General features: G+C 41.0%; 14 protein-coding genes, 2 tRNA genes and 1 other RNA gene. 11 read left to right on the plus strand and 6 right to left on the minus strand.

Annotated elements, in window-relative coordinates; all coding sequences use genetic code 11:
- The first annotated feature begins 54 nt into the window (after nt 1-54).
- From CDG61_RS05035 to CDG61_RS05045, 3 genes are all read left to right on the plus strand, one after another.
- Nucleotides 55-1335: a hypothetical protein gene (locus CDG61_RS05035; protein WP_087551177.1), complete on the plus strand. Its 1281-nt coding sequence runs from the start codon at nt 55-57 to the stop codon at nt 1333-1335.
- A gap of 299 nt (nt 1336-1634) precedes the next feature.
- Entirely contained in the window at nt 1635-3059 is a 1425-nt protein-coding gene (locus CDG61_RS05040) for a hypothetical protein (protein ID WP_087551176.1), read from the plus strand.
- Nucleotides 3060-3318: 259 nt separating this feature from the next.
- Nucleotides 3319-4572 carry a hypothetical protein gene (locus CDG61_RS05045; protein WP_205671799.1) on the plus strand — a complete coding sequence of 418 codons (1254 nt, stop codon included), beginning with the start codon at nt 3319-3321 and terminating at the stop codon, nt 4570-4572.
- Nucleotides 4573-4624: 52 nt separating this feature from the next.
- On the opposite strand, the gene smpB is transcribed toward CDG61_RS05045, so the two are convergent.
- On the minus strand, nt 4625-5101 hold the full coding sequence (smpB, locus tag CDG61_RS05050) for an SsrA-binding protein SmpB (protein WP_087513478.1): 477 nt from the start codon (nt 5099-5101) through the stop codon (nt 4625-4627).
- A gap of 225 nt (nt 5102-5326) precedes the next feature.
- On the opposite strand from smpB, the gene coaD reads away from it, so the two are divergent.
- The 4 genes from coaD to CDG61_RS05070 all read left to right on the plus strand — a co-directional run bounded on the left by coaD (nt 5327) and on the right by CDG61_RS05070 (nt 6636).
- A complete protein-coding gene (gene coaD / locus CDG61_RS05055; protein WP_087513477.1) occupies nt 5327-5818 on the plus strand; it encodes a pantetheine-phosphate adenylyltransferase in 492 nt (163 codons plus the stop codon).
- Between the two features lies 1 nt (nt 5819).
- Nucleotides 5820-6083 carry a YfhL family 4Fe-4S dicluster ferredoxin gene (locus tag CDG61_RS05060; protein WP_087513476.1) on the plus strand — a complete coding sequence of 88 codons (264 nt, stop codon included), beginning with the start codon at nt 5820-5822 and terminating at the stop codon, nt 6081-6083.
- Between the two features lie 26 nt (nt 6084-6109).
- An RNA gene (gene rnpB, locus CDG61_RS05065) (RNase P RNA component class A) lies at nt 6110-6486 on the plus strand.
- 73 nt (nt 6487-6559) lie between these two features.
- Nucleotides 6560-6636 (plus strand) — tRNA-Met (locus tag CDG61_RS05070).
- A 119-nt stretch (nt 6637-6755) separates the two neighbouring features.
- On the opposite strand, the gene CDG61_RS05075 is transcribed toward CDG61_RS05070, so the two are convergent.
- Both CDG61_RS05075 and CDG61_RS05080 read right to left on the minus strand, forming a co-directional pair.
- Nucleotides 6756-6962, minus strand: a complete 207-nt coding sequence (locus CDG61_RS05075; RefSeq protein WP_087551175.1) for a hypothetical protein — start codon at nt 6960-6962, stop codon at nt 6756-6758.
- 189 nt (nt 6963-7151) lie between these two features.
- Nucleotides 7152-7553 (minus strand): hypothetical protein, encoded by a 402-nt coding sequence (locus CDG61_RS05080; RefSeq protein WP_087551174.1) that lies wholly within the window; start codon nt 7551-7553, stop codon nt 7152-7154.
- A 159-nt stretch (nt 7554-7712) separates the two neighbouring features.
- Here CDG61_RS05080 and CDG61_RS05085 point away from each other — a divergent pair.
- Nucleotides 7713-7789, plus strand: a tRNA-Met gene (locus CDG61_RS05085).
- A gap of 71 nt (nt 7790-7860) precedes the next feature.
- Here the strand turns inward: CDG61_RS05085 and CDG61_RS05090 are convergent.
- The 3 genes from CDG61_RS05090 to CDG61_RS05100 form a co-directional block, all read right to left on the minus strand.
- A complete protein-coding gene (locus tag CDG61_RS05090) occupies nt 7861-8892 on the minus strand; it encodes a hypothetical protein (RefSeq protein ID WP_228199615.1) in 1032 nt (343 codons plus the stop codon).
- Entirely contained in the window at nt 8885-10510 is a 1626-nt protein-coding gene (locus CDG61_RS05095; RefSeq protein WP_087551172.1) for an NAD+ synthase, read from the minus strand. Before CDG61_RS05095 ends, CDG61_RS05090 begins: the two co-directional genes overlap by 8 nt.
- Before the next feature lie 381 nt (nt 10511-10891).
- Entirely contained in the window at nt 10892-11401 is a 510-nt protein-coding gene (locus CDG61_RS05100) for a hypothetical protein (protein ID WP_087551171.1), read from the minus strand.
- 374 nt (nt 11402-11775) lie between these two features.
- On the opposite strand from CDG61_RS05100, the gene CDG61_RS05105 reads away from it, so the two are divergent.
- The 3 genes from CDG61_RS05105 to CDG61_RS05115 all read left to right on the plus strand — a co-directional run bounded on the left by CDG61_RS05105 (nt 11776) and on the right by CDG61_RS05115 (nt 15041).
- Nucleotides 11776-12735 (plus strand): metal-dependent hydrolase, encoded by a 960-nt coding sequence (locus CDG61_RS05105; RefSeq protein WP_087551233.1) that lies wholly within the window; start codon nt 11776-11778, stop codon nt 12733-12735.
- Between the two features lie 478 nt (nt 12736-13213).
- A complete protein-coding gene (locus tag CDG61_RS05110) occupies nt 13214-14170 on the plus strand; it encodes a metal-dependent hydrolase (RefSeq protein ID WP_087551170.1) in 957 nt (318 codons plus the stop codon).
- A gap of 25 nt (nt 14171-14195) precedes the next feature.
- Nucleotides 14196-15041 carry an SDR family NAD(P)-dependent oxidoreductase gene (locus tag CDG61_RS05115; protein WP_087551169.1) on the plus strand — a complete coding sequence of 282 codons (846 nt, stop codon included), beginning with the start codon at nt 14196-14198 and terminating at the stop codon, nt 15039-15041.
- Nucleotides 15042-15231: the final 190 nt, after the last annotated feature.

Consider the following 15231-nt stretch of genomic DNA (forward strand, 5'->3'; position numbering starts at 1 on the left):
TTGAGCACTGTCGGGATGATGGTGAATATATAAAATAAAAAGGACTGAGCAAGGATGAAAAAAGCATTGTTAGCATGCTGCATGGCTATTTCAGGTTATTCTTATGCAGATATAAGTACTGGCACAGGTTTAATTGGACTCAGTGACAGTGAGCTTTCTCAGGTCGAAGGTGCCGCTTTATTTAAGCTTGAATACACAGCTCCTGCTCAGGCACATTCTACAATGAAGAGCCAGAATATCGGTTTTTATAAACTTGGGCTGGATGCTGTTGTAGAGCTGAATGCCAATATTAAAAGTCTGAAACTGGGTTGTGGCGGTATCAATGGTGCAGGCAACTGTGACATTGATATTGATAACTTAAGTTTAAGTGGTCCTGGTGAGACCAGTGCCGATAGGGTAAACTCCTCAGCTCAACTGACCAATCCTTTTATTCAGTTTGCCATTAAAAATCCACAGTCTGCTGCAACCCGGGAAATTATGGGTTTCCGTTTAAGTGCAGAGAAAGCGATGGGACTCTTGACCGCAGGTACAGAAAATTCTGATAAGCCAAATGGGATCAATACCTTAAGTGGTGCAATTAAAATTAAAGAGACTACGGGTACAGCTTCAACTCGTGCGCGAGGTATGTCGTATGCTGATACAAACATGCCAATCAGTGGTCGGATTGACTTGGTCGGATTAGGTTCTTTGACATCGCCTGGATTTGAAACTAAAGATTATAATTTACAACTTGATTCTGCTCAGGCAACACTGAAGGTAAATAGGACAACCTTGTCAGGTAACCGTATGACATCAGCAAAACTGACTGGTACAGCTGACATTAAAGACCTTAATTTTGGTGGAAATATTACAGCGAGTGTAAAGTTGCCTTTAATCAGCTTAATTCCAATTGGAATTAATGCAAATGGTTATATTTCAGGTCTGAAAGCAAACCTTGATATTGATGAAGACCTGGGTTTTATTCATAAATTACCACTGAATAACCCGTTCTCGCTGTCATTACAGAAACAGCAGATTCACTGGACTGGTGCTGAGGTTGCCGCACAGCGTGGTTGGTGGATGGCAATCGAGGATGAAATTGATATTGGTCAGGTGACTCCATCCAATCCCATTGATGTGACCAATGATATTCTGAAGCAGGTTGTGCCGCAGATCAGTGATTATTTAACGAAGAATCCACCGAGTTGCGCATTGCTTGGATGTTTAATAGCAGGACTTGATATAGGAAAAGTCGATCTTTCATCAGCAAATCCACTGTATTTCCCAATTAAAGACTTACAGCTGGCAACTCAGAATTTTGCCCCTAACTGCTATGGTGGACTCAGGTACTGTTAATGCTTAAACATCTCGATTCACATGGAGTGAAATCTGGAGGAATCTGAAATTCTTTCATTGTTGTATTATTGTTAATATTTTTTAAATAAAAGTAAGGTTGTAAAGGTGGGTGGAAACAGATAAGTATTTTGATTTTAAGTATAAAAGTATAGTAAAAGTGATATTTAGAAATTTTTACCGAGTTGTTTTGTGTCTTATGTCACACATATTTTGTTGAATGTGGTTTTTTAGTGGTTTAGTCTTTAGCTGAAATATACCATCAGGAAGATGGTTATCAGGTAGAAGGGCTAAATAATAAAATGAAAAAAACGACTCTTGTTGCATGCTGTCTGGCATTGACTGGATATGCTCATGCAGAGACAGGCTTAATCAGCATGGATGACTCTGAGCTTTCCAGTGTTGCGGGTAAGGGGTTGTTGAATCTTGCCTATACCGATCCTGCTAATGCACACTCGACAATGAAAGCTGAAAATATTGGGTTTTATAAGCTTGGTCTCGATGCAGTAGTGGATCTGAATGCCAATATTAAAAAGATTCAGTTGGGTTGTGGTGGAGCCAATGGTGCAGGTGGTTGTGATATTGATCTTGAAAATGTCAGCTTAAGTGGAATCAGTGGCACCAGTGCAGGACGGGTTGCCTCATCGGCACAATTGACCAATCCTTTTGTGGAATTTGCAATTAAAAATCCGAACAGTGCAGCAGCCCGTGAAATTGTCGGCTTTCGTTTAAGTGCGGATAAAGTGGTGGGGCTGTTAACCATCGGAACGGAAAATTCGTCAAAACCAAACGGAATCAATAGTCTTTCAGGTTTCATGAAAGTACAGTCGGACGACAAAAGTCAGAAAATCAATGGTCTCGCGAATACTGCTGCCACACGTTATAACCTGTATGGTTCAAACGAATATGGAAATCTTGCCGTTACAGGTCGGTTACAGGCGTTGGGACTGGGTGGTTTTGCTGAAGTTGATTTTAAAACCACAGCCGGTGGTTTCAATATTCCTGAAATTTTACGTAACCCATTTACAACACCTGCGATTGCAGTCAATGGTAAACGCCAGACCTCTACTACACTGACAACGCAGGTGAAAGTACCTGATATTCTTTTAGGTGATGATTCCAGTGGTTATCCTGAAGGAGGAGTGGTTACTTATGATCCAGCGACAGGCTATCCGACAGGTATTCAGGCACTGGGTGGTAAAGTGACCGCTGAGGTAACTTCATGCAGCTGGCTTGCCTGTGCTATTGCAAGGAAAGGTTCAGAATTTAAAAATGTTTATATGAGTGGGAAAATTACGGGTATCACCGCCGATCTGACCCTGCAGCAGTCCTTAGGTCTGATTCATAATTTACCTATCAACTCTGCAATGTCCCTCAGTCTGCAGAAGCAGGCAGTGAAATGGGCAGGAACAGATGCTGCTGATACGGCACAGCGGGGCTGGTGGCTTTCAGCCAAAGACCCTGTAAATATTGGAGATGTTATTCCACAGGATCTGATCGTGATTGATCAGCTGTTCCCTCAGATCGCTACAGCGGTCAGTCAGTATCTGGAGACCAATCCAGCCAAGACAAACGATCTTGGTGGGCTTCTGGGGATTGGAGCCTTGACAGCCAATGTCGGAACTTTAAATCTGAGCAATACGCCGTTAAAACTGAACGTTAAAAACCTGACTTTAAATGGACAGTCATTTGCACCGAACTGTAGTGGTGGGATGCGATTCTGTTAAAAATCAAGAAATAGTATGTTTTTTAGTCAATTGAGCGGTAATTGACCCAGTTCCTTAAATTGCTGTCAGAAAAACTATATTTTTCAATTGAATGATTGTTTTATTCTTCAACAGTGAGATGTCCAGGAAGGATGTCCACTTGAGTTGGGGATAAACAATGAAAAAAGTAATCATGACATTGGGCTTAGCCTGTATGTCTTATGCACACGTGTATGCCAGTGAAGGGGTGGTCAGGTTAAATGATACAGAGCTGTCAGAAATGAACAGTGCTGAATTGATGAGTCAGACTTATACAGACCCAGCAAATACAATGATAGAGTTAAGTGATCAGCAGTTGTCACAGGTTCAAGGTCAGGCTTTGTTCTCCTTGAACAATATTAAAGATAACGCTCAGGGAATTAATTTTTATAAGCTCGCTTTTGAGGCTTCAGTTGATCTGAATCTGAATGCTAAATCTCTGCAATTGGGTTGTGGTGGGATGAATGGTGCTGGTGCGTGTGATATTGATATCAGTCAAGTCTCTTTTGGCTGTATTACTGGTGCTTCAGGTAACTGTATAAGTTTACCGGCAACATTACAGAATCAGGCGAATGGTCTGGATGCCAATAACAGTATTTCTAATCAGACAGCATTGAAAAATTTTGTGCTTACAAACCCTTTTTTTCAGTTTGCTATAAGAAATTCTGATAGCGCCGCTAAACGTGAAGTTGTTGGCGTAAGAATTGGTGCGGAACATGCTGAGGGTCCAATGTCATTTGGGGCTTTAAATAGTTTCAGTGGATATTTTACGGGGAAAGCCAATCTGACAATGTTAGGAGAGAAAAACGTATCTCCAGTAAGTAAGGAAAATGCACACTTTGGCAATGCTTCAGCATTTCTTGGGCTTCAGAATTCAGAAATATTAAATGTATTAGGTATTAAAATAAATTACAGAGACCTGACAATGGATTATGGCACGATCAGTGAAAAGGATTTGAAAGTTTCAGTGGTTGGGAACAGGGTTACTCAAGCAACAATTCAGGGGCTTCAGTTAGGTAGCGTTGTTGATAAAATTGTTAACGGGGTTACTGTTAATCAGATTTGCGGTAGAGGGTGGTTTAATGAGTGTACAGGTGTAATCAGTCCAGGAGTGGCGAATACATTGTTACCATTATTAAAAACGGGTATTGGTAATTATATTAAAGGTGAGTTGGCTTCGGGTTTACATACCACTGCTGATCAACTTAATAACTACCAGCTTAAATATAACCTTACGAACGTACATCAGATTGATGTCGATTCAGATACTTTTGGTATTGCTTTATCAAAAGAACTGATCAAATATCCAGGCTATGCTGAAGCGGTATCAAGAGGCTGGAGTATGTATTTACAGGATGCATTTACATTAAATATTGAAGATAAGGTCAGTAATCTTGTACAGAATATTGCTGCAACACCTAATGCAAGGGAAGGAAATATTACGCTGTTAGCACCGGCATATCGTAACTGTTATGGTGAAATGAAATTCTGCTGAGCTGAAGTCTGAATTAAAAAAACCTCCTGAAAAGGAGGTTTTTTTAATGATTTTATTTGTGAAAAATACGCGCTTTATCACGTTGCCAGTCACGGTCTTTTTCAGTCGCACGTTTGTCATGCAGCTGTTTCCCTTTCACTAAGGCAATTTCAAGTTTAACCAAAGGACCTTTCCAGTAACATGCCAGTGGCACACAGGAATAACCTTTCTGGTTGACTGCACCCATCAGTTTTTCAATTTCTCTGCGGTTCAGCAGTAATTTACGGGTTCGGGTTGCCTCTGGCACAATGTGTGTGGATGCAGACAGTAAAGGCTGAATCTGAGCACCAAACAGGAAAGCTTCACCATTTTTTAACAGAATATAGCTTTCAACCAGTGTCATGCGTCCTGCACGCAGGGACTTGACTTCCCAGCCCTGCAAAGACAGTCCGGCTTCAAATTTTTCTTCGATAAAATAATCATGACGAGCACGTTTGTTCAGTGCGATCGTGCCGCCATTATTTTTTTTAACTACAGTTGCTTTCGCCATAATCAATCAATTCCAGTATTGAGACTATTGTGCCTCAGACAGCTCATACTGACAATTCAATTATCAGGATGTTGCTCTAAAAATGTACAGGCTGTGTCTGAGCGCACTGTAAATCAGATATAAAGGCTTAATAGTGAAGATTTTTCAAATTTATGGAGTTTATTCACCAAAAAAACAAGTTTTTGTTAAAATGAGCGCTGACAAAATAAATCTGAGTACAAATGGATGTCTAAAACTCGTGTGATATATCCGGGAACTTTTGACCCGATTACCAATGGACACGTAGATCTGGTGGCACGTGCTTCAAAAATGTTTGATGAAGTGGTTGTGGCTATTGCGATTGGTCATCATAAAAATCCTGTATTCAGTCTGGAAGAACGGGTGAGTCTCGCGAAAGAATCCCTCATCCATTTACCCAATGTTGAATTTGTCGGTTTTGATGGACTGCTGGTCAATTTTTTCCGTGAACAGAATGCAACAGCAGTATTACGTGGTCTGCGGGCTGTTTCTGACTTTGAATATGAGTTTCAGCTTGCGAACATGAACCGACAGCTGGATCATCATTTTGAAACAGTGTTTTTGACACCATCTGAGCAGTTTTCCTTTATTTCCTCTACAATGGTCAGGGAAATTGCACGCTTAAACGGTAATGTTGCTAAATTTGTACCACCGGGGGTGGTCGAAGCCTTTAAGCGTAAGCATCAACAAGGTTGGTAGAGTGTCTTTATATATAACTGATGAATGTATCAATTGTGATGTCTGTGAACCTGTATGTCCCAATGAGGCCATTTTTATGGGGGATGTGATCTATGAGATCCATCCTGACTTATGTACAGAATGTGTTGGACATCATGATAAACCCCAGTGCCAGATTTTCTGTCCAGTCGATTGTATTCCGCTTGATCCTGATCATGTGGAAAGCCAGGATGACCTGATGGAAAAGTACAAAAGACTGATTGCTCAAAAAAGCGCAAGCAATTAGCTGGAAAATTTGTTAGGATACGCCCCGAAGTGAGCCAGACGATCGCTGCTGTGGAAATCTCCGTGATTGAAGCAGGGGAGGAAAGTCCGGGCTTCATAGGGCAAGGTGCCAGGTAACGCCTGGGCGGCGTGAGCCGACGGAAAGTGCAGCAGAGAGTAGACCGCCTTCATATCGTTTCTTTTCGGAGAAATGGGAGGTAAGGGTGAAAGGGTGCGGTAAGAGCGCACCGCATGGCTGGTAACAGTTCATGGCATGGTAAACCCCACCGGAAGCAAGACCAAATAGGGATCCTATAGGCATGGCCCATGCTGGATCCGGGTAGGTTGCTTGAGCGTATGAGTGATTGTACGCCTAGAGGAATGATCGTTCTCGACAGAACCCGGCTTATCGGTTCACTTCACTAAATTTTATACAAATACTGCGTGATAATGCTTGACGTTGATTTAATATCAGCAGATAATGCGCCCACAGTTTTTGGCTATGTAGCTCAGTTGGTTAGAGCACCGCACTCATAATGCGGGGGTCACAGGTTCAAGTCCCGTCATAGCCACCATTTTTATAGACCACGTTCCTAAACGTGGTCTTTTTTTATCTTTAAATTCAGTTTCTCTTTAATTATCTGATTTATTGTAAGTTTTCGACTTTTTTTGTACTTACTTTTTATAAGTTATTCTACACTGAATTATCGCAAAGCGCTTTAAAGTGAATGTCTTCGTTCTTCATATTTTTCAGCTTCAGTAAATTGTTATAGCCATTCAAAATCAGGGTTGAGTCGAACTGTGAGTCTTCATGGTAATCATCACTGAAAGTGATTTTCAGGGGTTTAAAAATATTGAGTATGCGTACAGCTCTGTCTGTTGTGATCAGCTCAATATGCATACATTTGTAAAATCCATGTTATTTATGATGGAGGACAGGCTCATCGAACACAACTTTGAGTCTGTATTTTAGACACGATCTTTTCCCTTGTTTATTTTCTAACGGTGATTATCACTTATTGGGCTATACCTGTTGATGAATACTGTAATGGATGGCATTTACGGTCTGATCAGATGGACAGAATAAAAATTATTCACAATGAACTGTAGTCGGGTCGAGTTTTAATCCATCCAGTTGCTGATTCAGTACTTTCAGGTATTGCTGTCTGTTTTCATCCAGCACCTGATCCTGCAGTTGTCTGATTTTCCGCTCTGATACGTTCCGACGTGCGCATTGCAGTGCGACAGCATTCTGTATGGCGATTTCCTGCTGTACGCTTTCAGATGCCTCGCTTATACGGTAAAGTCGCTGTTGCGCCTTACTGAGCTGAACCAGGCTCCTTTTCTGTTGCATACTCAGCAGGGGCTGTGTATTGATCCATCGGGCAACATCCATACGGACACCGTTATAGTCAACAAATACTGGGCTGATGAGCTGGCAGGCTGTCACCAGTGGCAACATAAACAGCAAAGACAGAAATTTAAGTTTCATACAGACCCCTCAGGCTAAATGTTTATATTGCCTAATAAAATTAATGAAATGTGTTTTATTTTTCATCAAAAGAATGGTTTTTGTTTAAAGTCTGAGCATTGAAGTAAAAACTGGCTTGACGATAGTGCTGTAACTTAAGATAATGCGCACACAGTTTATGGCTATGTAGCTCAGTTGGTTAGAGCACCGCACTCATAATGCGGGGGTCACAGGTTCAAGTCCCGTCATAGCCACCATTTTAAAAGACCAAGCTCTCAGCTTGGTCTCTTTTTTTGTGCTTAATATAAATATAAAAAAAATCAGGCGTTTATTTTGAGTTTTCAGCCATAAATCTTTCAATGAATTTATGTGTCTGCTCATTCATATAAAAAGGCTGAATCAGCGTCTGAATAATACCGTCCAGCAGGTTTTTGTCATGCAGTGCTTTTAAGCTGTGCGGTAAAAAACGCTCTGCCTCAGCATACAGATCATCCAGTGTCAGACCGACGGCATGCAGCATTTCCTGTAGCGTATATTCTCCAAAATATTCATAAAACGCATCGACAATGTTCAGAATTAACTGCTGCATGTATTCCGTTTCACGTAATTCTTTCCATGTTTCATAGACCAGAATGAAAAACTCTTCAAAGTCGATGGGCTGAAACTGAAAAAATGTTTCCTTCAGCGTGCGCTTTTTGATATCCGACCAGATATGCAGTGTAATGTCTGCCAGTTCTTCTTCAGGGAGCAGAATGATTTTCCCAAGTTGTTTCACCAGGGTATGCGCCAGTTGCTGTTCGAGTTTAATTTCAAACTGCTGCTGCTGGTCCTGAATAAAACTGATGACTTTGGAACCCAGTCCTTTTTCTTTGATATTCAGTTTGCGTAAATAATCCAGCCAGGGGGTATTACTTTCCAGAATCTGATTGGCGAGTTGCAGGCTGACCTGTTGTACCTGAGGATTGGTCTGTAAGTTTTCCTGAATATAGTGGCGTACCTGGTGTAATTCCAGGATTTTATGCATCCACAGTTCAAAGACTTCATCAGAAAGAAAGTCATTGAATTCTTTGGGGCTGTTGCTGGCGTAATGGTGAATTTTCTGTGCTACTGCACCGATGAATTCAAGAATATCTGCACCCAGATTCAGTTCAAAAGCATATTTTTGAACAACCTGATGCAGGGTTTCAACCTGAATGATCTGATTCAGCTGTATCTGATCTGAATGTGTATAGATCTGCTTTATAAACTGATGAATATATGCAGGATCATTCGAATTCAGCAGTTTTTCACGGCTGAAACGAACCTGCTCAAGCAAAAGTGCCTGAGCAAGTTTCTGAGCGAAGCCCTGGGCCTCAGACACCTGGTTTCCATCCATTTACGATTGGATAACGACGTTCACGGCTGAATGCACGGGAAGTGATACGTGGACCAATTGCTCCCTGACGGCGTTTATATTCGTTACGGTCAACGAGTTTAATGACTTTCTCAACAATCTCACGTTCAAAACCTTTGGCAATAATGTCATTCTGGCTCTGATCTTCTTCGATATAAGCATAAAGAATGGCATCGAGTACGTCATAAGGCGGTAATGAGTCCTGATCTTTCTGATCTGGGCGAAGCTCAGCAGAAGGTGGACGGGTAATAACACGCTCAGGAATTACAGGAGTTTCTGAAATGCTGTTACGGTATTTAGCCAGTTCAAACACAATGGTTTTGTAGACATCTTTCAGTACCGCAAAGCCACCGACCATATCGCCATAGAGCGTGCAGTAACCGACGGACAGTTCTGATTTATTTCCTGTGGACAGAACCAGGTTGCCAAATTTATTGGATAAACCCATCAGCAGTGTGCCACGGGTACGCGCCTGCAGATTTTCTTCTGTTGCGTCCGCAGGGCTGTTTCCAAAAAATGGATAAAGCGTCTGCATGAAGCTGTTGACCACAGGATTAATTTCGGCAATACCGAAAGTGATGCCTAAGCTTTTTGCCTGTTCAGCAGCATCTTCAACGCTGATCTGAGCGGTATAGGTATATGGCATCATGACGGCCTGAACTTTATCTGCCCCAATGGCATCCACTGCAATTGCCAGTGTCAGAGCTGAGTCAATACCACCAGACAGACCTAATATCACGCCTGGGAATCCAGAGCGCTGAACATAGTCACGGGTTGCCAGTACCAGGCTCTGATAAATTTCTGCCATGGTGCCTGGTACAGCAGTGATTTCACCGGTTTTATATGCTTTCTGTTCAGCATCATATTCAGCGAAATACAGATTTTCAGCAAAGCAGGGTGCCTGTACAGCCACCTGACCGTTCTGATTGATTACAAAGCTTGTACCATCAAATACTAGGTCATCCTGTCCACCCACCTGGTTGGTGTAGACGACATTGATGTTCAGCTCTTTTGCCAGTGCTGACATCGTGTCAATGCGGTGCTGAGGTTTGCCGACTTCATAAGGTGATGCATTCAGAACCAGTGCAGTTTCAACATTCAGTTGTGCAAGTTGCTGAACTGTTTTTAAGGACCAGACATCTTCACAGATGAGGACACCAAATTTATGTCCCAGGTATTCAAAAACCAGGTGCTGATGACCTTCTGAAAAATAGCGTTTTTCATCAAATACGCCATAGTTTGGAAGATTCTGTTTGTTATACACACCCAGGATCTGTCCATCTTTCATCACGGCTGCAGCATTGTAACGCTGACCATCTTCAGTCTGATTGACAAAACCGAACACCATGACAATGTCTTTTACCGTTTTCAGCTGATCAAAAGCCAGTTGCGTACGTTGAGCCAGACTTGGGCGCAGCAGCAGATCTTCTGCTGGATAACCTACCGTGGACAGCTCAGGAAAAATAATCAGATCAGCATTCTGTTTTTTTGCATCATTAGCCAGTCCAATCATTTTCTGAACATTAGCATCGATATCACCAGTGTATGGAGAGAATTGCGAGAGAGCAATTTTAAAACTTTTCATTTAAACAGGATCCTGTTCCATTAGGTTAGTTTATATACAATCTGTTGATTTATGTAATATAGTTATCCAACAAAAGCATATACAGACAGCACATATATTGCCAAAAGGCGAATCTATAAAATCATCAAAGAATGATGAGAAAATCTCTATTTTCTTGCAAGGCAAAAATTTCAGACAATGAGTATTTTAACTAAAAAAACATGATAATCCAGTGGTTCATCAAGTTTATTCCTGATAGCGTCAAAGCTCTCATGAATCTGGTGATTTTTTTGATGGAAACTTGTGATTTTTCAATAATTTTTGCTTATGTATCAGAAAAGAAAAGCTTTGAGATATTTGTGTGAATCAAGTCACATTTTGTGTTTTTAAGGTTGGATTATTTCATGATGAATGGGGTGATATATCTTTATTCAGAATAATATTTTCAATCCGTTTTAAATAAATATCTTTCGCAATATCGCCCTGTTGTTCAATGTTGTAGTCAAAATAATCTTTCCCTTTTTTCAGGGTGTAGTGATAAGGATTGTATTTGCCTAAACTGAGGTAGAGTGCAGACTGTAAAACAGCACCCTTAAGCAGCACATTGATCTGACGCTGATACTGATAGACATGTGCCATTTCATGAATGAACACTGCTTGATAGCCCAGGCTTAAGCAGGAAAAATCCTCACAGAAATCAGCATCTTTTAAGTGAATATACCCATCTGGAGCCATAAATATACCGACAGGTTGCCAGGGTAAATAAGGGTGATTCATGACTCTGACCTGAGCATAATCAATCAGATTGCCAAAAACCTGCTGACTGATCTCAATTTCACCTTGTGTGAGATGACGAACCTTGAACTGTTCCACTTTGAGCAGCCTGAACAGCAAGCTATAAATTTTTAACATTCAGCAATTCACCATTCAAAAACTGATTCTGCACGCTGGGTATTTTAGCACTTTCAGTTTTATGGAGTCTGTTTCCAGTTCATTTTTTGGAGCTGTATTTATCGGTTGGATAAATGTATTGAATTTCATAAAAAAATCTTAAAAAGTCATTTAAGGACAGAATGTATCAATAGAAGAAAGTTCAGGGAATAACAGCTCAAAATACCCGTGTAAAGGCACAAGATGCCAGTGAAATGATCAGTTTTGCTAACTGAGCTGATCGGCGAATAGTGTAATTTTTCTAATAAATTTGACTTCAATGAATCAGTTAATTTTCATTATTTATTTTGATTTATTCAGGTCTGAACCATGATTTAAAAAATGAGTATGCAGACATGTTGTTAGCAAAGCCGATTAAATCGCTTATATCCAGAGTTGTTCATGCGGGTGTATCTGTTGATCTGGAAAAACAGACACCTGTTGTACCTATCCGTCATTTTAAATTTAATTTTACGCCCAGAGAACTGGATGTGAAATTTTTCATGCAGAAAGAATGGGCGACTGCATATTTTGCGGCTTTATCCATTTTTTTGACGTATGGCGAAGATCTGGTGATTGAAACTGCACGGCATCACCGTGATCAGATCCAGGACCCTGTTCTGAAACAGCGGCTGACGAGTCTGATTGGTCAGGAGGCGATTCACTCAAAGATTCATAATGAATATAACGAGATTATGATTCCCAACAATATCCCTGTGCGCCTGTACCGTTTTCTGGCTGAGCAGGTGTTCAACCGGACATTTTTAAAATTTCCACAGCCGCTTAAATTATCCATGATGGCAGGAATTGAACATTTCACTGCTGTGTTTGCTGAATATGCAATGACGCATGAAGATATATTCAATCATTCACTTGATGATAAAACCCGTGCGCTGTGGTTATGGCATATGCTGGAAGAATCTGAGCATAAAGATATTGCTTATGATACCTATCAGGTGCTGTCAGCCAACTATCCACTGCGTGTCGCAGGCTTCTTTATTGCTCTGGTGACCTTGGGGTTGGGTGTTGGGGCAGGGGCACTGTTTTTACCTTTTCTGCGCCGTCCATTAAATGTAGTGAGCTCAGATTTCTGGATAGAAGCTAAAGGCAGCTGGGATCTGCTGTTTGGTCTGAAAAATGGGGTATTCGGCAGCTCTTTAGGGCATATTTTTGACTATTTACGTCCTGACTTTCATCCCAACGATCATGATACGACAGAGTACCTGGAGTACTATAAAGAAAAGCTGCTGAATCCTGAAAATGGTTTACTGGCAGAATATTTTGTTAAGGAATTTATTCCAGCACTGCGTTCCTGAACCTTAGGGTTTTGACTGTTGTCACGTGGGACTGAAGCAGAAATGCTTCGGTCTTTTTTTATGTCATTCTGTTTTGGTTGTTCAGTGCTGATTTTATAGGATCGCTTCGGTGATGTTTCTGATATCAACTGCTCTTTGAGCATGAGACTGTGCCTGATAATCTTCATAAAACTGACTTATTTTCACTGTAGTTTGTGGAAAGAAATACACAATAAAAATGAAATTTTAAATGAATAAAAACAACAGATATGTGCATAAGGGACATTTCTTGTTAATAGAGGTTTATTGCCATAAAAATTGTCCGACAGGAATGTTGGGATGTCATAAATTGCAAGTTGAATGGCTTTTATTGCTAATGGAAATGGACAAAACATCCTTTAATTTGATTTCATCAAAGTAGAGTTTTACTCAAAAAAAGGTGATCTGAGACTCATTTTGCAGGAACGGATTTCCATAAATTAAATGAAGAGTATGCGCCATGTTATTAGCCAAACCTTTAAAAAAAGCAGCAGCAAAAGTTTTTGCAGCAGCACCATTCAGTCTGGATAAGCAGTCTCCTATTATTCCAATCCGTCATATGAAATTTGACTTTGAACCAGAGAAACTGGATCCAAAGTTTTATATGAATGCTGAGTTGGCAAGTGCCTATTTTGCATCTTTGTCCATTTTTTTAACCCGCGGTGAAGATCTGGTGATTGATACGGCGCGTTATCATCGTGACTTTATTAATGATCCACTGTTAAAGCAGCGGGTTACGTCCCTGATTGGTCAGGAAGCCATTCATTCAAAAATGCATGAAGAAATGAATGATGCCTATAGAGAACGTGATCTGCCGGTCGAGCTGTTCCGTTTTCTGGCGGGTTATGTTTTTAAATATGGGTTTGAGCGTCTGCCTCAGCCAATGAAACTGTCACTGATGGCAGGGATTGAGCATTTTACTGCGGTACTTGCAGAATACATGATGAATCACGAAGAAATATTCTTCCGTTCAACCGATGAAAAACAGCGCGCCATCTGGATGTGGCACATGCTTGAAGAGTCTGAACATAAAGATATTGCCTTTGATGTGTTTCAGCATCTGTCCAATAACTATGCATTGCGTATAGCAGGATTCTTCCCGGCATTGATCACCATTCTGGTTCTGATTTCTGCGGCTTCATTTATTGTGCCGTTTTACCGTAATCCGAAAAATCTGATCAGCCTGAAATACTGGAAGGAAACTCCGTATAACTTCAGACTTATTTTTGGACTGAAAGATGGTGTTTATGGCAGTAGCTTTAAACATATCTTTGATTATTTACGTCCTGACTTCCATCCAAATGACCACGATACAACAGATTTTCTTGAATACTATAAGGAAAAACTGCTGCATCCTGAAACGGGCTTGTTGACGCCTTATATGACCAAGGAATTTATTCCTGCTTTACGTATTTAAAAAATTAATAAAATGGATGTAGTAAATGGGACTTTTTACAAAAAAAATTAAACCGTCGCAAAATGCTTATGCAGTTGTAACAGGTGCAGGAAGCGGAATTGGTCGCAGTTTTGCCATGGAGCTGGCAAAACGGGGTGGGACAGTCGTCTGTGCGGACATTAACCTGGATGCAGCGAAGGAAACTGTACAGCTGATTGAGTCTCAGACTTCTGCAAAGGCTTATGCGCTGAAATGTGATGTAGGTGTCAAAGAGCAGGTCGAGGCATTGTCAGAACAGGCTGAACAGCTGATGGGGCATCCTGTGACACTTGTGATTAATAACGCAGGTGTCGGTCTGGGTGGAAAGTTTGATGAAGTGTCCCTGGATGACTGGAAGTGGTGTATGAATGTCAACCTGTGGGGAGTGATCCACGGTTGTCATTACTTCGTGCCTAAGTTTAAAAAACAGGGTTATGGTGCGATTATCAATGTTGCTTCAGCAGCAGGTTATACGGCTGCACCTGAAATGACAGCATATAACGTTACCAAGTCGAGTGTGCTTGCACTGTCTGAAACGCTGTCAGCTGAACTGCGTAAAGATAAAATCCGGGTCAATGTGCTGTGCCCGACACTGGTTCCAACCAATATTATGAAAAATGGTCGGTTACCGGGTCAGTATGCAGGCATCGCAGATGATTTACTTATGAATCATGCTTTCACGACCAGTGAAAAAGTTGTGATCAAAACGCTGAATAATCTGGATGCTGGCAAGCTTTATACCATTCCACAGCCTGATGCCAAACTGTTCTGGTTAATGAAACGTGCTTCACCTGGGATGTATACCAAAATGCTGGGTATCGGGTATCCCGTTTTTAATAAATTTATGAAATAAAATATGGATTGAGATTAAGAAGATGACAACTGAAACCACATTGGACGTTTTGCCAGAAGAAGAAAAGGCAACAAAAAAATCCACTCAGACCACACTTGAAGAAGTAAAACAGGTGACTCAGCCTGCTGCTGAAGAAAAAGCAGTAAAGCCTGTTCAGGAAAAACCAGTGGTAAAAGCTGAGAAAACTCCT

This window comes from Acinetobacter sp. WCHAc010052 (assembly GCF_002165295.2).
In the GTDB taxonomy this organism is placed as follows: domain Bacteria; phylum Pseudomonadota; class Gammaproteobacteria; order Pseudomonadales; family Moraxellaceae; genus Acinetobacter; species Acinetobacter chinensis.